The organism is Streptomyces sp. SCPE 10 (assembly GCF_051980735.1).
GTDB lineage: Bacteria > Actinomycetota > Actinomycetes > Streptomycetales > Streptomycetaceae > Streptomyces > Streptomyces misionensis.
In genome coordinates, this window is record NZ_CP197069.1 from 7,157,422 (window position 1) to 7,176,129 (window position 18,708).

Genomic DNA, 18,708 nt, shown 5'->3' on the forward strand with positions numbered 1-18,708 from the left:
GCGGGTCCCGCCTGCAGACCGGGTTCGGCACCGGCTCGGCGGTGATGCCGGGGTGCACATCGCGAACGTGGACCGACGGGTCCGCGAAGCCGGATGCGGTCAGACCCGGACGCCGAACATGAACGGGCCGCCGATGGTGTCCATCGACTCGTACCGCACGACCGTGCCGGTGCGCGGTGCGTGCAGGATCTGGCCGTTGCCCGCGTACAGGCCCACGTGGTGCAGGTCGTTGAAGAAGAAGACCAGATCGCCGACCTGGAGCTGGCTGCGCGTGAGACGGGTCCCGATGCCCGACTGCGCCTCGGAGGTCCGCGGTATGGAGACGCCGGCCTGCGCGTAGGCCCAGGAGGTCAGGCCCGAGCAGTCGAAGGAGGAGGGGCCGGTGGCGCCGTACACGTACGGCTTGCCTATCTGGCTCTGGGCGGCGGAGAAGGCGGCGGCGGCCCGGCCGGAGGCGGAGCCGTCGTTGCCGAGGTCCACCCGCTCGGTGGAGGAGCGGTTGGCGCGCTGCTGCTCGGCGGCGAGGTCCGCCTTCTCCTTGGCGGTCAGGGTGTTGAGGATCTTCTGCGCCTCGGCGAGCTTGCCCTGGACCTCCTTCTTCTTGTTGCCCAGCTCCGTGCGGGTGGCGGCGAGGTCCTTGAGCTTCTCGGTGGCCTCGGCGCGCTGCTGGGCGAGTTCGCGCTGTTTGGCCTGGATCTTCTTCAGGGCCTCGACCTGCTGGCCGCTCAACTGGTCCAGCGTGGACGCCTTGTCCAGGAAGTCGTCCGGGTCGGCGGACAGGAAGAGCTGCACCGAGGGATCGATGCCGCCGGAACGGTACTGCGCGGTCGCCAGTGAACCCAGGCCGTCGCGCAGCTTGTTCAGGTCCTCCTGGCCCCGCGCGACGTTGTCCTGGATCGTGGAGATCTCCTTCTGGAGCTTCTCCTGCTTCTCCTTGGCGCCGTTGTACTTCTCGGTGGCCTGCTCCGCCTGCTCGTACAGCTTGTCGACCTTCGCCTTGACCTCGTCCTTGCCGAGCTTCTCGCTCGGTGCGGCGTTGGCGGCGTTCGCGCTGAGGGCGACGGCGGCGGCGGCCGCGGTGGTCAGTACGGTGACACGGGTGCGGCTCGGCTGCTTGGGTCGACGATGGGACGCCACAGGGGCGAGCTCCTTGCTCCTTCAGCCGCCTGCCGGCACATCGGTGGGCGGGGCCCGCCGCCGTCACTCCCTCTGAGTGATCACCAACGGGGGTTGGAGCTAGACCTTAATGACTTCCTCTCGTTTAGATCAAATGTTTGCATGGAAGAGCCTGTTCGTGCGGGTCAGGCGGCCAGGACGGGCCGTGTGCCCTCCCCGCGTTCGGTGCGCAGCCGCTCCAGCATGGCGTCGGCGGCGGCGAGGGCCTCGTCCACCGTCCGGGTGCCGGTCATCACGCACAGCGTGTACGAGGTGTCCTCCAGCTCCCGGCTGGAGTGGCCGGTGGGCTGGAGGTCATGGCGGAAACGAGCTTCGGCGAAGCGGGCCAGCAACGCGCGCAGTTCCTTCTCCGCAGGCAGCAACACAGCGACATCCCTCTCTCGGTGGGCGGGCACACGGCCCCGGCCGGACCCCGCGAACGGATCCTCCGGCGCTTCGTGTGCCCCCGAACGATCACCGTATGCATCGAGAGCGGACCCCTGTGCCACCAAGGCAGGTCCCGGGCCCCGGCGCGCTACCGGGTGTACGCCGTCAGCCCACCCTGATGCCCACGATGCAGGTGTCGTCGTCGGTGTCCGACCTGCTGTACGTGAGCAGCCGGTCCAGCTGCTGGTCCAGGGTCCGGGGGGCCGAACGCGCCGTCTCCAGCAGATGGGACAGGGACTCCTCCACCGAGCGGTCCCGGCGTTCGATCAGCCCGTCGGTGTACATCAGCAGGGTGTCGCCCGCGGCCAGCCGCACCTCGGTCTCCTCGTACTCCGCCTCCGGCAGGGCACCGAGCAGCAGGCCCTTGAGCCGGGGCAGCGCCGTGGCCTCGCCGGTGCGCATCACGACCGGCGGCAGATGCCCCGCCCGCGCCCAGCGCAGCGTACGGCGCTCGGGGTCGTACAGACCGCACACGGCGGTCGCGGTGACCGCGCCCGTCAGATGGTGGGCGACGATGTTCAGCCAGGACAGCAGCTGCGCCGGACCCGCCCCGGTGACGGCCAGTCCGCGCAGCGCGTTGCGCAGCACGACCATGCTGGTGGCCGCCTCGATCCCGTGCCCGGCCACATCGCCGACGCACAGCAGCACCAGCCCCGAGGGCAGCACCACCGCGTCGTACCAGTCGCCGCCGACCAGATGCTCCGTCTCGGCCGGTCGGTAGCGCACCGCCACCTCGAGGGTCGGCACGCGCAACGGCGCCTGGGTGGGCGGCATGATGGCGTGCTGGAGCTGGAGGGTGAGCCGGTTGCGCTCGACGGCCTGCTGCTCGGTGTGGGCGAGCTGGTCGCGGGTCGCGGCGAGGGCGACCTCGGTCCAGTGCTGGGCGGAGATGTCCTGGTAGGCGCCGCGCACGCCGAACAGCTGCCCGGCGGTGTCCAGGACCGGTTCGGCGACCACGCGCATGTGCCGGGTGACACCGTCCGGCCGCCGCAGCCGGAAGGCGGCGGACGCCGGTCGGTGCTGGTGCAGCAGGGTGCGCAGGAACCGCCCGATGTGGACGGCGTCGTCCGGGTGGGAGTAGGCGGGCAGGTCCTCCAGCGGCACCGGGGAACTCGTGGGCGGGCGCCCGTAGAGGTCGAACAGCTGGCTGTTCCAGGTGATCTCGCTGGTGAGCAGGTTCTCCTCGAAGCCGCCGATCCGGCCGAGCCGCTGGGCGTGCTGGAGCAGACTGGCCAGGCGCGCCGTCTCGTCCTCGATCCGCCAGATGAGCAGCACGCTGGAGCCGTGGCGGCTGATGCTGATGTCGGCGACCGCGGACAGCGGCACCTGGTCGACCAGCGCGGTCAGCCGCATCCGGTGCGCGCGGAACGGCTCGCCGGTGGCGTAGACCCGCTCCACGCGCTGGAACAGCTCGCCGGCGCCGGCGGCCATCGGGTAGGCCTCCAGCAGCAGGGCCCCGCCGACGACGGCCCGCGACCTGCCCGCCGGGTCGAGGAAACGGCTGTTGACGTGCTGGATGCGGAAGTCGACCAGCCGCCCCTCGTCGTCGAGGTGCGGCACCAGCACCAGCGCCGGGTCGTGCAGCCCGTCCGCCAGGTCCATCAGCTCCGCCACGTCCGGCACCACCCGCGGCCCCCAACTGGTCCCGGCGGAGGGCACGAAGTCCTCCAGGGTGTGCGCGCACAGCTCGGCGAGCGTCTCCACCTGGCGCACCACCGGCCGCGGCAGCGGCTCCTCGGACCCGGGCCAGGCGATCTCCAGAACGCCGTGGATCCGGCCGCCCACACCGGCGGGTACGGCGATCCGGGCACCGTCGGGGTAGTCGCGCCGGCCGATGGTGGGCAGCCCCGACTCGGCGATGGAGGGCAGCCACTGCCCGTCGGGTTCGGTCAGCCCGCGCCGGGCCACGGTGGCCACGTCGGGCGGGACATAGCACCAACGGGCCGCCTCGGCGGGCGTGAAGCCCGCGCTGCCGGCCAGGGCGAGCGAACCGTCCGAACCGGCCGCCCAGATGGCCACCGCGACGGCGCCGAGCGGGCGCAGGGCGTGTTCGAGCAGCGAGTCGGCCATGGCCTGGGCGTCGTGGGCGGCCAGGACACCGCTCTCGGCGGCACGCAGCCGCACGGCCGGGGACTCCTCGGTCTGCCCGGACGGCGCCGCGGCCGTGGACAGGAAGGCCTCGGTCACCTCCGCGACCCGGTCCCTGGCCGCCTGGTTGATGACGTCCACCGCGAGTTCCAGCGACGTCACCTGCGCCTGCTCGGCCAGCTCGGCGAGCTGCCGGCCGGCCTGGGCCGGACCGCAGCCGAGCCGCTCGACCAGGATGCCCTTGGCCAGCTCGATCAGCGCCCGGCCCTCGGCCTCGGCCTGCGCGGTGCGCACCTCGTGGCGCAGCCGCTCCACGGTGGCGGCGAGCCTGCCGACCGGGGAGCCGGCGGGTACATCGACCGCCACGTCGTCCACCGGCGGCAGCGGTGCGGGCACACCGCTCGCCGCCTCGGTCTCGGTACCGGGCTCGGCGGATGGCTGGATGTTCACCGGACGGGTACTCCTCGGCCTGCGGACGGACGGTTGCGCGGTGCCGCTGCGGGCCTCATGCGGGCAGCCAGCGCCGGACGCAGGCGATGAGATCGCGCGTGTCCACCGGTTTCGTCACGTAGTCGCTGGCGCCGGAGGCGAGGCTCTTCTCCCGGTCGCCGTGCATCGCCTTCGCCGTCACGGCGATCACCGGCAGGTCGGCGTACTGCGGCATGCGGCGGATCTCGGCGGTGGCGGCGTACCCGTCCATCTCGGGCATCATCACGTCCATCAGGACCAGTTCCACGTCCGGGTTGTTCACCAGCGTCTCGATGCCCTTGCGGCCGTTCTCCGCGTGCAGGACGCGGAAGCCGTGCAGTTCGAGGATGCCGCTGAGCGCGAACAGGTTGCGCGCGTCGTCGTCGACGACCAGGACGGTACGACCGCGGGTCTGCTCGTCGACCAGCTCCGCCGGAGCGTGCTGCAACTCCTCGCCGCGGACGAAGGTGAGCACCTCGCCGGGTTCCTCGGCCGACAGGTGGAGGGCGATCCGCTCCCGCAGCTCGTCCAGGCTGGAGAGGTACTCCAGCGAGCCGCCCGGCTCCACCGGCGGGTACTCCGCGCGGTGGGAGCTGTGCACCAGCACGGGGACGCCGGCGAGGGCCGAGTCGCCGTGCAGCGCCGCCAGGAACCGGGCCGACTCCCCGTCCGGGGCGCCCAGTTCCACGACCACGCAGTGGCAGGGCTCGGCGGCGAGGGCACCGGCCGCCTCCTGGGCGCCGACCGCGGTGATGATGTCGACCGGGATGCCGTCGGCATGCCCGTGGTCCATGTCGCCGACGACGCTCTCGGCGACCAGGGTCAGCAGGCCGCGCGGGCGTTCCTCCACGACGAGCAGCCTGCGGGCGCGCTGCCGCTTGGCCGCGACACGCGGTGCCGACGCCTCCAGTTCCCGCGGGGGCGTGGCGGTCTCCTGTTCCTGCCCGTCCGGTTCGGCGGTGTCGCGCACGCCGTGCAGGTGTTCGTCGAAGTCCGGCCGCGCCACGGGCAGGTAGAGGGTGAAGGTGCTGCCCTTGCCCGGGGTGCTGTCGACGGTGACGGCGCCGCCGAGCAGATGGGCGATCTCCCGGGTGATGGACAGGCCGAGCCCGGTGCCGCCGTACTTGCGGCTGGTGGTGCCGTCCGCCTGCTGGAACGCGCCGAAGATGCTTTCCAGCTGCTGCTCCGGGATGCCGATGCCGGTGTCCTTCACCCGGAAGGCGACCACCGCGCCGCCGCGCACCACGTCCCGCGGCACCTCGTCGTCGGCGGCGGGCTCGACGCGCAGCTCGACCCCGCCCTGCTCGGTGAACTTCACCGCGTTGGACAGCAGGTTGCGCAGGATCTGGCGGAGCCGGGAGTCGTCGGTGAGCAGGTCGGCGGGCGCGCCGGCCGACGTGGTCACGGTGAACCCGAGGCTCTTCTGGGACGTCATCGGCCGGAAGGTGGCCTCGACGTACTCGATGAGCTGGCGCAGCGGGACCCGCTCCGGCGTCACGTCCATCTTGCCGGCCTCGACCTTGGACAGGTCGAGGATGTCGTTGATCAGCTGGAGCAGGTCCGAGCCCGCCGAGTGGATGATGCCCGCGTACTCCACCTGCTTCGGGGTGAGGTTGCGGGAGGGGTTCTGGGCGAGCAGCTGGGCCAGGATGAGCAGGCTGTTGAGCGGGGTGCGCAGCTCGTGGCTCATGTTGGCGAGGAACTCGGACTTGTACTTGGAGGCGAGCGACAACTGCTGGGCGCGCGCCTCCAGTTCCTGCCGCGCCTGCTCGATCTGGAGGTTCTTCCCCTCGATGTCGCGGTTCTGCTCGGCGAGCAGCGACGCCTTCTCCTCCAGTTCGGCGTTGGAGCGCTGCAACTCCTCCTGCCGGGCCTGCAACTCGGCCGAACGGGCCTGGAGTTCGCTGGTCAGGCGCTGCGACTCCTCCAGGAGTTCGTCGGTGCGCGCGTTGGCGACGATCGTGTTGACGTTGACGCCGATGGTGTCCACGAGCTGCTGGAGGAAGTCCCGCTGGACGGCGGTGAACCGGGTGACGGAGGCCAGCTCGATGACGCCGAGCACCTGCTCCTCGAAGAGGATGGGCAGCAGCAGCAGCGCGGTCGGCACGACCTGTCCGAGACCGGAGGAGATGGTGACGTACCCGGGCGGCAGCTCGTCCACCGCGATGGTGCGGCGGCTGCGCGCGGCCTGGCCGACCAGGGAGCGGCCGAAGGAGATCCGCTCGGGCCGGTCGTCCTCGTCGGGGCGTCCGTACGAGCCGACGAGCCGCAGCTCGGGCCCCGCGGCGCCGTCCTCGGCGAGGTAGAAGGCGCCGTACTGGGCGGACACCTGGGGCACCAGCTCGTCCATGATCAGCTCGGCCACCACGCGCAGGTCCCGGTGGCCCTGCATCAGGCCGGAGATCCGGGCCAGGTTGGTCTTGAGCCAGTCCTGTTCCTGGTTGGCCCGGGTGGTCTCGCGCAGCGACTCCACCATGGAGTTGATGTTGTCCTTGAGGTCGGCGACCTCGCCGGAGGCGTCGACGGTGATGGACCGGGTCAGGTCGCCCTCGGCGACGGCGCTGGCGACGTCGGCGATGGCACGGACCTGCCGGGTGAGGTTCCCGGCGAGTTCGTTGACGTTCTCGGTGAGCCGCTTCCAGGTGCCGGACACGCCCTCGACCTCGGCCTGGCCGCCGAGGCGGCCTTCGGTGCCGACCTCGCGGGCGACGCGGGTGACCTCGTCGGCGAAGGCGGACAGCTGGTCGACCATCGTGTTGATGGTCGTCTTCAGTTCGAGGATCTCGCCGCGGGCGTCGACGTCGATCTTCTTCGACAGGTCGCCCTTGGCCACGGCCGTGGTCACCAGCGCGATGTTGCGCACCTGGCCGGTGAGGTTGTTGGCCATGGAGTTGACGTTGTCGGTGAGGTCCTTCCAGGTGCCGGCCACGTTGGGCACATGGGCCTGGCCGCCGAGCCGGCCCTCGGTGCCGACCTCGCGCGCCACCCGGGTCACCTCGTCGGCGAACGCCGAGAGGGTGTCGACCATGGTGTTGATGACGTCGGCGAGCGCCGCGACCTCGCCCTTGGCCTCCACGGTGATCTTCTGCGAGAGATCGCCCTTGGCGACGGCGGTGGCGACCTGGGTGATGGAACGCACCTGGCCCGTGAGGTTGGAGGCCATCACGTTGACGTTGTCGGTGAGGTCCTTCCAGGTGCCGGCCACCCCCCGCACCTGCGCCTGGCCGCCGAGCCGGCCTTCGGTGCCGACCTCGCGGGCGACGCGGGTGACCTCGTCGGCGAAGGCGGACAGCTGGTCGACCATCGTGTTGATGGTGCTCTTGAGTTCCAGGATCTCGCCGCGGGCGTCGACGGTGATCTTCTGGGAGAGGTCGCCCTGCGCCACCGCCGTGGCCACCTGGGCGACGTTGCGGACCTGGGCGGTGAGGTTTCCGGCCATGAAGTTGACCGAGTCCGTCAGGTCACGCCAGGTTCCCTTGACGCCCTTGACGTCGGCCTGGCCGCCGAGGCGGCCTTCGGTGCCGACCTCGCGGGCGACGCGGGTGACCTCGTCGGCGAAGGCGGACAGCTGGTCGACCATCGTGTTGATGGTGCTCTTGAGTTCCAGGATCTCGCCGCGGGCGTCGACGGTGATCTTCTGGGAGAGGTCGCCCTGTGCCACCGCCGTCGTCACCTGGGCGACGTTGCGGACCTGGGCGGTGAGGTTTCCGGCCATGAAGTTGACCGAATCCGTAAGGTCACGCCAGACCCCCGCCACGCCCGGCACCTGCGCCTGACCGCCGAGGCGGCCCTCGGTGCCGACCTCGCGGGCGACGCGGGTGACCTCGTCGGCGAACGCGGACAGCTGGTCGACCATCGTGTTGACGGTCTCCTTCAGCTGGAGGATCTCACCGCGCGCGGGCACGTCGATCTTCTGCGACAGGTCGCCCTTGGCCACCGCGGTGGCCACCTGGGCGATGTCACGGACCTGCGTGGTGAGGTTCCCCGCCATGGCGTTGACCGAGTCGGTCAGCACGGCCCAGGTGCCCGAGACCCCTGGCACCTGCGCCTGCCCGCCGAGCGTGCCCTCGGTGCCCACCTCGCGCGCCACCCGGGTGACCTCGGAGGTGAACACGGACAACTGGTCGACCATGCCGTTGAAGACGGTGGCGATGTCGCCCATCAGCCCCGAGGAGTCGTCCGGCAGCCGGGTGCCGAAGTCTCCGTCCCGGACCGCGGTCAGCCCCGCGAGCAGTCTTCTCAGTTCCTCGTTGCCGGGGACCGCGTCGGTCGTCCCGGTCGCCTTGCCGGCCATGCGCACCCTCATTCCGCTCCCCAAGAGCCCCATGGAGGGGCCCGGAACCAGCGCCGGGCACGCGGCCTGACCCGACGATTGGTGTGCATTTCCCCAGTTCACGGATTTACCCGACGGGGAAAATACGCCGCAGGTTAACCCAGTTGCGCGGGCTCGCACAAAGTGTTGGACCGGCCACCGGCGCCCGCCGGGCCGGACGCCGGCCGGGAGCCGCCCGGCCGGACCCGCCGCACCGCGAGCCGGCCGGGGCCCCGGAGCGGCCCGTCGAGGGTCACGGCCCGTTCCGTATTGTGGCGCCCGGCACTGCCGGGCGACCGAGGGAGGGGCGCGTGCCGCTACACAAGGACGACCCGAGGTCCATCGGCGGCTACCGGCTGCTCGACCGGCTCGGGGCCGGCGGCATGGGCATGGTCTACCGGGGCCGGGCGCGTTCCGGGCGCGAGGTCGCCGTCAAGGTCGTACACGCCCGGTACGCCCAGGACCCCGTCTTCCGCGCCCGCTTCCGGCAGGAGATCGAGGCCGCCCGCCGAGTGAGCGGTGCCTTCACCGCCGCCGTGGTGGACGCCGACCCGGAGGCGGAGTCGCCCTGGATGGCCACCCAGTACGTCCCCGGCCGCTCGCTCGCCGCGCGCATCCGCGACCAGGGCCCGCTGCGCCCCGCCGAACTACGGCCGCTGGCGCTCGGCCTGGTGGAGGCGCTGCGGGACATCCACCGGGCCGGGGTGGTGCACCGCGACCTCAAGCCGGCCAACGTGCTGATGGCCGAGGACGGCCCCCGCGTCATCGACTTCGGCATCTCCCGCGCGGCCGAGAACCACCTGACGCTCACCGAGACCGGGCAGGTGATCGGCACCCCGCCCTTCATGTCCCCGGAACAGTTCACCGACGCCCGTACGGTCGGCCCGGCCTCGGACGTCTTCTCGCTCGGCGCGCTGCTGGTGTACTGCGTTACCGGGCGCGGCCCGTTCGACGCCGACAGCCCCTATCTGACCGGCTACCGGGTGGTCCACGACGAGCCGGTCCTCGACGGGGTGACCGGATCCGTGCGGGCGGTGCTGGAGCGCTGCCTGGCCAAGGAGCCCGCCGACCGGCCCGGCCCGGACGAACTGGCACGGGAGTTCGCCGCGGCCCTGCCCGAGCCGTCGCCGGACGAACCGGAGACCATGACGCTGCGGCTGCCCTCCGCGCCGCCCGGCGAACCGACCGCCGCCGGCACCCCGACCGCCGCCGGCGCCCCGACCGTCGCCGGCCGCCGCCGAGGGCGCGGGCCGTGGGCGCTGGCCGTCTGCGGCGCCCTGGCCGCGGCCGTGACCGGCTACCTCCTGCTGGGTCCGCCCGGCGACGACGGCACGGCACGGGCGAACCCGGCTGCCGCCGGGCGCTGGGCCCCGCTCCCGACCGGCTGGAAGCCCTGGCAGACGACCGTCTCCGCGGTCGCCGAGAAGGGCGTGAAGCAGGCCCCGGGCTACGAGGGGAACCGGGCACCGGCGTGCGTACCGGACGGCGGCGCCCTCTATTGCGCGGGCAGCGCGCTTCTCCCGGAACGGATCGACGCCACCACCGGGCGCACCCTGTGGCGCTCCGGCGTCGCGCCCGCCGCGATCCCGGCCGACCGCTACGTCACGAACGTCCTCGGCACGTACCACGGCGAGGTGCTGGTGGAGCTGACCGTTACCGGCGAGGGCGGCACGGGCCGGTCGCAGTCCCTCCTCGCGCTCGACGCGGCGACCGGCACGAGGCTCTGGTCCCACCCGGTGCGCATCGACAGCCCGGGCTCGGTCTACGCGGCCGGGGTGACGCTGACGCAGGAGGGCGACGGCAGCGCGGTGACCGTCCGCTCGGCACGCGACGGAACGGTGCGCCGGACGATCCCCGTGCCCGCCGGGTACGACTGCTCCCCGCTCGCCGTCGACGACCGCCCGTACGTGGAGTGCGTCACCGAGGCCGAAGGCGTGCACACCACGAGGTTCCTCGTCGTCGATCCCGCCGACGGTTCCGTGCGCACCCTCACGTCCCCCGCCCAGCAGCGGAGCTTCGTCGGGGTCCGGGACGGCCGACTGGTCTTCGTGGAAACGGACGACCGCCCGGTGGCCAACGGTCCCGACCTGATCCACACCCGGATCGTGCGCGTCGACCCGCGCACCGGCGAGCGCGCGCTCACGCCGCTTCCCGAGCGGTACCGGGGCGGGCCGCCCACCCTGGCCCACGGCACCCTGTACTTCGCCACCTCCAGCGGCCTGGTCACGGCCGTCTCGCCGGTGACGGGAGCCCGGCTGTGGGAGCGCCACACGAGCCTGGAGACACCGGGCCAGGTGTCGGTGGACCCGAGCGGGCGGACGGTGTACCTGGCGGGCGGCAGCGGCCGGGTGGCCGCCCTGGACGCGAAGCGCGGCACCCTGCTGTGGGAGTCCTCGGCCCGCGCGGAGGTGCTGGACAGCGGCCTGCTGCCCACCGTGTGGTTCAACAAGGGCGCCCTGGTCCTGGCGACCTCCGACGGCACCCTCTTCACCCTGGACCCGGCGCACCCGGGACGCGGACCCGTCCCGGCGTGACCGCGCTCCCGCCGCCCGGGACCGGCGGGCCCTGCGCCGGCCCGTACCGAAGCGCCCTCCGCGCGACGGGAGTCGAACCTTCCCCGGTGTATTGAACGATGGTTCAATCCTTGCCGTGCCGAGTGGCCCTCGGCGCGGCAGCCCCGCGAGGATACGGAGGACCGCGGTGAACCTGACGTGGATGCTGGAGGGGTCGGCCCGCAGTTGCGGCGGGAAGCCGGCCCTCGTGTCCGATCTGGGGTCGATGACGTACGCCGAGCTGCTCGCCGCCTCCAAGCGGGCCGCCGCCGTGCTGCGGGAGCGCGGGGTACGGCCGGGGGACCGTGTGGGGGTGATGACGTACAACACCCCCGCCTTCGCGGTGGCGGCGTTCGGGATCTGGCGGGCCGGGGCGGCGCTGGTGCCGGTCAACCACAAGCTGACCGCGCCCGAACTGGCGTACCTGGCGGGGCATGCCAAGCTGCGGGTCGCCGTCGTCGCCGAGGAACTCGCCGGGCGGATGCGCGAAGGCGCACCCGAGGTCGATGTGCTCACCACCGACGACACCGGCGGCGGGGAGTTCGACCGGCTGGTCGCCGGGGCGCCCGCATGGGAGGGCGTGGAGGTCGGGCCCGAGGCCGTCGCACAGGTGTTGTACACCTCGGGGACGACCGGCGCGCCCAAGGGCTGTCTGCACTCGCACCGCGGGCTGTCCGCCGTGCCCGCGTACACCACGGCCGCCGCGGGGCTGCGCCGCGAGGACCGGTTCCTGCTGGCCATGCCGATCTGGCACGCCTCGCCCCTGAACAACTGGTTCCTCTCGATGATCTACCTGGGCGGCACCGTCGTCCTGCTGAAGGAGTACCAGCCCCTCGCCTTCCTGGAGGCGGTGCGCAAATACCGGGTCACGGCCTTCTTCGGCGCCCCCATCGCCTACCTCGCCCCGCTGCGGGCCCTGCCGGCGGCGGGGGCCGACCTGTCCGGCTTCGGTCTGTCGGACGTGCGGCTGTGGGCCTACGGCGGGGCGCCGCTGGGCGCCGAGACGGTGCGGACGCTGGAGTCGGTGTACGGCCCGGACCGCTTCTGCCAGGTGTACGGGATGAGCGAGATGGGACCGGTGGGTTCGGTGCTCCACCCGCACGAGCAGCTCGCCAAGGCCGGGTCGATCGGGGCGGGCGGCATGCCGGGCGTGGACATCCGCGTGGTCGGGGAGGACGGCCTGGACGCCGGGGCCGGCGAGGTCGGGGAGCTGTGGCTGCGGTCGGGGACCCGGATGCTGGGGTACCTCGACGACCCGGAGGCGACGGAGCGCGCCTTCGCGGGCGACTGGTACCGGTCCGGGGACCTCGCGCGGGTGGACGAGGACGGCTATCTCTTCATCGTCGGCCGGATCAAGGACGTCGTCATCACCGGCGGGGAGAACGTCTACTCGCCCGAGGTGGAGGAGGCGATCCTGGGGCACCCGGCGATCCGGGACGCCGCCGTCGTCGGGCGGCCGCACCGGGACTGGGGCGAGACCGTCGTCGCCGTGGTGGAGGCCGACGCCGCGGTGACGCTGGAGGAGATGCGCGACTTCCTCTCCACCAGGCTGGCGAAGTACAAGATCCCCCGGGAGCTGGTGGTGGTCCCCTCGCTGCCGCGCACGCCCTCCGGCAAGGTGAAGAAGCACGTCCTGCGCGAACAGGTGGCCACCGGCCCATGACACGCCCGGGCGCCATGGGCCGGCCGATCGCCCGGCTGGCCCTCGCGCGTCAGTCCGCCTGCTTGCCCGCCCTGACGATCGTCCCCTGGGCCAGGGCGACGAGCTGCTCCTCGCCCTGCTCCGAGACGACGTAGACCGAGCACTGGCACACGGCCTGCCGCCGCGTGGTGACGGTCGCCTCGGCACGGGCGACGACCTGGTCGCCCACCGCGGGCCGCACGTAGTTGATCTTGTATTCGGCGGTGAGCGCATCGCCGCCGAGAGCGAGTCCGCCGGCGAAGGTCAGCGCGTTGTCGGCCAGGTAGCCGAGCACCCCTCCGTGCACGAAACCGTGCTGCTGCTGGATCTCGGGCCGGTTGACGATGCGGATCTCGGCCGAGCCGGGTCCCACCGAGGTGAGCTCGGCGCCCAGGAACATGCTGAAGGGCTGGGCCTTGAAGATGCCGTGCGCGAAATCGGCGAGATCCGTGGTCATGAGTGCCGTCCTGTGGCTCGGGGGGTGGTGGGGGTGGCCGCGTCCGGGTCGGTCAGCCGCTCGTCGATGGTCTGCTGGAACATCGCGAGCAGGCCCTCCGCCAGTCCCAGCACGTGGTGGTCGCTGCCGCCGTGCGGCAGGGTGCGCTGCACGTCCTCGGCGATGGCGAAGTCCTCCTGGTCGAAGACCGTGTCATTGGTGAACCGGAAGCGCTTGGCCAGCGCGCTCTGCCCCGCGGACCCGGTGAAGTCGGCGTCGCGGTAGAGCATTTCGTGGGTCCATATCGTGCGGTCCGGGGCCAGGGGCCAGAAGGTGTTGATGGACACGTAGTCGGGATGCAGGATGAAGAAGGTGTTGGGGAAGAGCGTGTAGTACACCGAGGCGTAGTCCAGGATGCGCCACTCCTCCTCCGGTTTCAGGGCCGTCTCGCCGATGTTGGTGCGCGCCGCGGACAGCCGGATGTGCGGCCCGTCCTCGTCGTGCGCGATCACCCCCCGCTTGAAGGCGAAGGCGAGGGTGTCCCGGTGCAGGTACGGGACGTGGTAGCCCTCGAGATACGTCTTGATCAGCAGCTTCCAGTTGGCCTCCTTGACCACCTTCGTCTTCTTGTACCGAACGAGCGAGGCCACGTCGAAGTTCACCAGGTCCTCGTGGAACGTCCCGAGGAAGCCGGGGATGTCGAGCGTCTCCCCGGGCGTGCGGCCGACCCAGATCAGTCCGCCGGACTCCGCGGCGGGCAGTTCCACCAGCCCGTAGTCGCAGGTCTTGACGCCGGGGAAGTCATGGGACCGGGTGATGCCCTTCAGGGCGCCGTCGAGCCCGTAGACCCAGCCGTGGAAGGGGCAGACGAAGTTCTGCACCGTGCCCGCCGGCTGGTCGGCGAGCCGGGCTCCGCGGTGGCGGCACTGGTTGTAGAAGGCGCGGACCCGGCCGTCCTCGCCCCGGACGACGACGTAGGGGAACCGGTCCCAGTCGCTGGTGAGGTAGGACCCCGGTGCACCGAGCGCCGAGGCGTGCCCCGCGACCAGCGGATAGTGGGAGAAGGCCGAGGCGATCTCCCGCTCCAGGAGCGCCTCGTCGGTGTACTTGGTGACCGGGATGGTGACGACCTCGTCCAGCATCTTCTCGTCACGGCGCGTCTCGCGCAGCGCGAGAAGACGCTTGATCATCGCCACTTGTTCGCTGTGCCGCATCAGGCCCCCGTCGCAGATCAAGATCTGAATACTCGTTCAAATCATGGTACGGAGGGTACCGGGGCGAGGCAACGAAAGTCCGATGACGGACCGTCAGGAAGGCGTGCCGCCGAGAGCGCGCAGACAGAAGTCGCGGATCTCGACGACCAGTTGCTCGTCCGGCACCTCCGCCTTCTGCGCGACCTCCGGCGAGAGTCTGCCGACCAGCGCCTCGGAGATGGCGCCGATGGCGGCACTGGCCGCGATCGCCGCGTTCTGCCGGGCGAACAGCCCGGCCGCGACACCGTCCCGGATGACGCCCTCGCACAGCTGGGCGTACTCCCGCCGGTACACCAGCCGCTCCCGCTCCACCACCGGCGAGACCGGTTCGAAGAGCAGGGACCATGCCAGCCGCCGTCCGCGCAGGGCGCGCCGGGTGAAGGTGTCCGCGAACGCCTTGAGCCGGGCCTCCGGATGCGCGGGCGCGGCGTCCACCGCACCGCGCACGGCGGCCAGTTCGCGCCCCGCGGCCCGCCGGAAGACCTGCGCCAGCAGCTCGTCCCTGCTGCCGAAGTACGAGTAGAGCGAGCCCGCGCTCACCCCGCACGCCTCCGCCACCGCGGCCACCTTCGCCCCGGCGAAACCCTTGCGGGCCACCAGCTCGTGCGCGGCGTGCACCAGGGCCTCCTCCTTCGTCCGGGCATGCCGCTTCGTACGTTCCGTGCGCCGATACACCATGGCGGGAGCTGGGCCTTCCGTGTTGTTGCCGGGGGCAACAGTGAACCAGGAACCGCCCGAGGGGCGCGGTGCGGACCGGCGGCAGCCGGCACCCGCGAGCGCGGCAACGACCCCGCCAGGCCGGGCGGGGGCCTCCCGTGCCGCCGCCGCGTCTCCTACGCTCGTGCGTCGGACACGCCTGGACCCGCTCCACGGCGCCGACGGCTCGAAGGGAACACATTCCGTGCGCACGTACGACAACCCCGTGATCGGCGGGTTCCATCCGGATCCCAGCGTGTGCCGGGTCGGTGACGACTACTACCTGGTGTGCTCCAGCTTCGAGTACTTCCCGGGACTGCCGCTCTTCCACAGCAAGGACCTCGTGCACTGGGAGCAGATCGGCAACGTGCTCGACCGGCCCGGGCAACTGCCGTTGCCGCTGCCGGGTTCCAAGGCGTCCGGCGGCCTCTACGCCCCCACGATCCGGCACCACGACGGCCGTTACTGGGTCATCTGCACCAACATCGACGGCGGCGGCAACTTCGTCGTCTCCTCCGAGCGGCCCGAGGGGCCGTGGAGCGACCCGGTGTGGATCGACCTGCCCGGGATCGACCCGGATCTGGCGTGGGAGGAGGACGGCACGTGCTGGTGCGCCTTCTCCGGGCCCGGAGGCGGCATCAACATGGCCAGGATCGACCCGGTCGAGGGGGCGGTGCTGGAGGGGCCCGTCGCCACGTGGTCGGGCAGCGGCCTCAAGTTCCCCGAGGCGCCGCACCTCTACCGCATCGGCGACTGGTGGTACCTGCTGATAGCGGAAGGCGGCACCGAACGCGGTCACAGCGTGTCCATCGCCCGCGGCCGCTCGCCGCGCGGCCCCTGGGAAGGGGCACCCGCCAACCCCCTGCTGTCCCACAGCGGCACCGCCCGCTCCATCCAGAACACCGGCCACGCCGATCTGGTCGAGGCCCCGGACGGGAGTTGGTGGATGCTGCTGCTCGGCGTCCGGCCCCGGGGCTTCACCCCCGACGTGCACGTGCTCGGCCGCGAGACGTACCTGACCCCCGTGGAGTGGGACGAGGACGGCTGGCCCGTCGTCGCGCCCGTCCCGGAGCGCCATCCCGCGCCGGGGGGCGCCTGGCACCCCGTGCCGGCCCTGCCCGCCCGCGACGACTTCGACGGGCCCGCCCTCGCCCCGCACTGGATCTCGCCGTTCGCCCGCCCCGAGGGCTCCTGGTCGCTCACCGAACGCCCCGGCCGGCTGGTCCTCAGGGCCACCGGCGCCACCCTCGACCGCCCCGGGTACACCTTCGTCGGGCGCCGCCAGCAGCACCACGACTGCCGGGTCACCGCCGTCGTCGATCCGGGCACGGGACGCGGCGGTCTCGGGGTGCGCCTGGACGAGGCTCACCACTACGAACTGGAGGTGGGCGACGGTGAGGTCCGCGTCGTCGCCCGGATCGGTCCGTTGCGCCAGATTTTGGCCGGCCGACCGGTCCCGGCCGGTCCGCTGACCCTCACCATCGCGATCCGGACGTCCCGCCTGGTGCCCGCTTCGCCCGAACTCACCGACGGCGGGACCACCGGCCCCGACACCATCGCCTTCCTGCTCGGCGGCCAGGACGCCAGGCCGCTCGCGGAACTGGACGGACGCTACCTGTCCACCGAGGTCGCCGGCGGCTTCACCGGCCGCGTCATCGGCATGTACGCCACCGAGGGCACGGTCGCCTTCGACTGGTTCGAGTACGTCCCGGACCCGGCACCCTCCGCCTGACGGCCGGTATCCCGCCGGGCCCCGCGCGCCGTTCGGCGTCGCCGGTCGAGCACCTGCGCCACGGCGGACCGCTCGTCCGGGCAACTGGATGATAGGGAACCGGCGGGCGGCGTCAATACCTCTCGCATGATTCGAGGGCCGCGTCAAAACATTCGCGGCCCTTTGCGGGTCCGGCCATGCCGACGTCGATCCGCGAGACGGTCCTCCACTTCGGCGTCTCCACGAACACCGGGGTGTCGAGCACGAGTTGGCGAAATATTTCGACAATCCACCCCGGACAGCGGCTCGTAAGTTTCGAGAATATTTCGAAAACAAGTCATTGACTGCCGCTCCGCGCCAAGCCCATACTCTCGTGCAATCGCAACCCGCCGTAACGAAGACGACTTCGTACGGTCACACCATCGATCTCGCACGTTCACATGAGCGTGCCCGGCGCCGGAGGCCGGGTCGCCTGTTGCCGCGGCCGACTGCCGCCCGAGCCCGGACCAGCAGCGCGTACGAGACCCCCCGGACCCCAATACAGACCGTCATGTTGCGCGAATCGACTGCACTCGTGTGTCTATGACGCCAGATCAGGGAGTTTTCAGGATGTCGAGGAAGACACGCAGCGCGACGGCTGTCGCGATCGGCTTGGGTGTCGCGCTCGCGGCCACCGGCTGCGCCGGCGGCGGCGACACCGGCAACGGCGGTGGCTCGTCCAACGGCAAGGTCACGCTCACCCTCTGGGAGAACGCCCAGCCCGGGCCGGGTGAGGAGTACTGGAAGGCCGCCGTGAAGGAGTACCACCAGCTGCACCCGAACGTCACGGTCACGATACAGGCGGTCCAGAACGAGGACTTCGACGGCAAGCTGCAGACCGCGCTCAACTCGAACTCCGCGCCGGACATCTTCCTGCAGCGCGGCGGCGGCAAGATGCAGGCGATGGTCGACGCCGGCCAGATCCAGCCGCTGAACCTCACCGCCGCCGACAAGACGAACGCGGGCGAGGCATCCGTCGCGGGCTACTCGATCGACGGCAAGGTCTACGCGATGCCGGTCGACACACAGCCCGAGGGCATCTACTACAGCAAGGACCTGTTCAAGAAGGCCGGCATCACCGCGCCGCCGACCACCATGGAAGAGCTCGAGGCCGACGTCGCGAAGCTGAAGGCGGCCGGCGTCGCGCCGATCGCGGTCGGGGCCAAGGACGCCTGGCCGGCCGCGCACTGGTACTACAACTTCGCCCTGCGCGAGTGCGGCCAGGACACCATGACGAAGGCCGGCAAGGAACTCAAGTTCACCGATCCGTGCTGGACCAAGGCCGGAGACGATCTGGCGTCCTTCGTGAAGTCCGACCCCTTCCAGAAGGGATTCCTGACCACCTCGTCCCAGCAGGGCGCCGGGTCGTCGGCGGGCATGGTCGCCAACCACAAGGCGGCCATGGAACTCATGGGCAACTGGCAGCCCGGCGTGTACTCCACGTTGACCCCGGACAAGAAGCAGCTCCCCGACCTGGGCTGGTTCCCCTTCCCCGCGGTGAACGGCGGACAGGGCGACCCGAGCGCCATCATGGGCGGCCTCGACGGGTTCTCCCTGTCCAAGAACGCACCGAAGGAGGCCTTCGGCTTCCTGGAGTTCCTGGTGACCAAGGACCAGCAACAGGCGTACGCCAAGGCGTTCTTGACGATTCCGGTGAACAAGGACGCCCAGAAGGTCGTCACCGACCCCTACAACGTCTCGGCACTTGAGGCGTTCAACAAGGCCCCCTACTCGATGATGTTCCTCGACACCATGTACGGCCAGAACGTCGGCAACGCCATGAACACCGCCGTCGTGAACCTGCTGGCCGGCAAGGGCAGTGCCGCCGACATCGCCAGGGACACCAACGCCGCTGCCGCGAAGGGCTGAG

11 protein-coding genes are annotated in these 18,708 nt (G+C 71.5%); 4 read left to right on the plus strand and 7 right to left on the minus strand.

Annotated elements, in window-relative coordinates; all coding sequences use genetic code 11:
- Window positions 1-99: 99 nt before the first annotated feature.
- From ACSP97_RS32560 to ACSP97_RS32575, 4 genes are all read right to left on the minus strand, one after another.
- Window positions 100-1,137, minus strand: a complete 1,038-nt coding sequence (locus tag ACSP97_RS32560; RefSeq protein ID WP_358269890.1) for a C40 family peptidase — start codon at window positions 1,135-1,137, stop codon at window positions 100-102.
- Window positions 1,138-1,301: 164 nt separating this feature from the next.
- Entirely contained in the window at window positions 1,302-1,541 is a 240-nt protein-coding gene (locus tag ACSP97_RS32565) for a DUF5133 domain-containing protein (protein ID WP_358269891.1), read from the minus strand.
- A gap of 166 nt (window positions 1,542-1,707) precedes the next feature.
- A complete protein-coding gene (locus ACSP97_RS32570) occupies window positions 1,708-4,086 on the minus strand; it encodes a SpoIIE family protein phosphatase (RefSeq protein ID WP_355530798.1) in 2,379 nt (792 codons plus the stop codon).
- Between the two features lie 109 nt (window positions 4,087-4,195).
- Complete coding sequence (locus ACSP97_RS32575; RefSeq protein ID WP_440555591.1) at window positions 4,196-8,452, minus strand: HAMP domain-containing protein; 4,257 nt, start codon at window positions 8,450-8,452, stop codon at window positions 4,196-4,198.
- Between the two features lie 329 nt (window positions 8,453-8,781).
- Between ACSP97_RS32575 and ACSP97_RS32580 the strand changes: the two genes are divergently transcribed.
- Together ACSP97_RS32580 and ACSP97_RS32585 are read left to right on the plus strand one after the other, a co-directional pair.
- Window positions 8,782-11,004, plus strand: a complete 2,223-nt coding sequence (locus ACSP97_RS32580) for a protein kinase domain-containing protein (RefSeq protein WP_440555593.1) — start codon at window positions 8,782-8,784, stop codon at window positions 11,002-11,004.
- Between the two features lie 166 nt (window positions 11,005-11,170).
- On the plus strand, window positions 11,171-12,685 hold the full coding sequence (locus tag ACSP97_RS32585) for a class I adenylate-forming enzyme family protein (protein ID WP_440555595.1): 1,515 nt from the start codon (window positions 11,171-11,173) through the stop codon (window positions 12,683-12,685).
- A gap of 49 nt (window positions 12,686-12,734) precedes the next feature.
- On the opposite strand, the gene ACSP97_RS32590 is transcribed toward ACSP97_RS32585, so the two are convergent.
- The 3 genes from ACSP97_RS32590 to ACSP97_RS32600 all read right to left on the minus strand — a co-directional run bounded on the left by ACSP97_RS32590 (window position 12,735) and on the right by ACSP97_RS32600 (window position 15,010).
- Window positions 12,735-13,160: a PaaI family thioesterase gene (locus tag ACSP97_RS32590; RefSeq protein WP_355154397.1), complete on the minus strand. Its 426-nt coding sequence runs from the start codon at window positions 13,158-13,160 to the stop codon at window positions 12,735-12,737.
- Window positions 13,157-14,329 (minus strand): aromatic ring-hydroxylating oxygenase subunit alpha, encoded by a 1,173-nt coding sequence (locus ACSP97_RS32595; RefSeq protein WP_358299731.1) that lies wholly within the window; start codon window positions 14,327-14,329, stop codon window positions 13,157-13,159. Before ACSP97_RS32595 ends, ACSP97_RS32590 begins: the two co-directional genes overlap by 4 nt.
- Before the next feature lie 117 nt (window positions 14,330-14,446).
- Window positions 14,447-15,010, minus strand: a complete 564-nt coding sequence (locus tag ACSP97_RS32600; RefSeq protein ID WP_440555598.1) for a TetR/AcrR family transcriptional regulator — start codon at window positions 15,008-15,010, stop codon at window positions 14,447-14,449.
- Window positions 15,011-15,293: 283 nt separating this feature from the next.
- On the opposite strand from ACSP97_RS32600, the gene ACSP97_RS32605 reads away from it, so the two are divergent.
- Complete coding sequence (locus ACSP97_RS32605) at window positions 15,294-16,820, plus strand: glycoside hydrolase family 43 protein (protein ID WP_355530766.1); 1,527 nt, start codon at window positions 15,294-15,296, stop codon at window positions 16,818-16,820.
- A 588-nt stretch (window positions 16,821-17,408) separates the two neighbouring features.
- Complete coding sequence (locus tag ACSP97_RS32610) at window positions 17,409-18,707, plus strand: ABC transporter substrate-binding protein (RefSeq protein ID WP_440555601.1); 1,299 nt, start codon at window positions 17,409-17,411, stop codon at window positions 18,705-18,707.
- Window position 18,708: the final 1 nt, after the last annotated feature.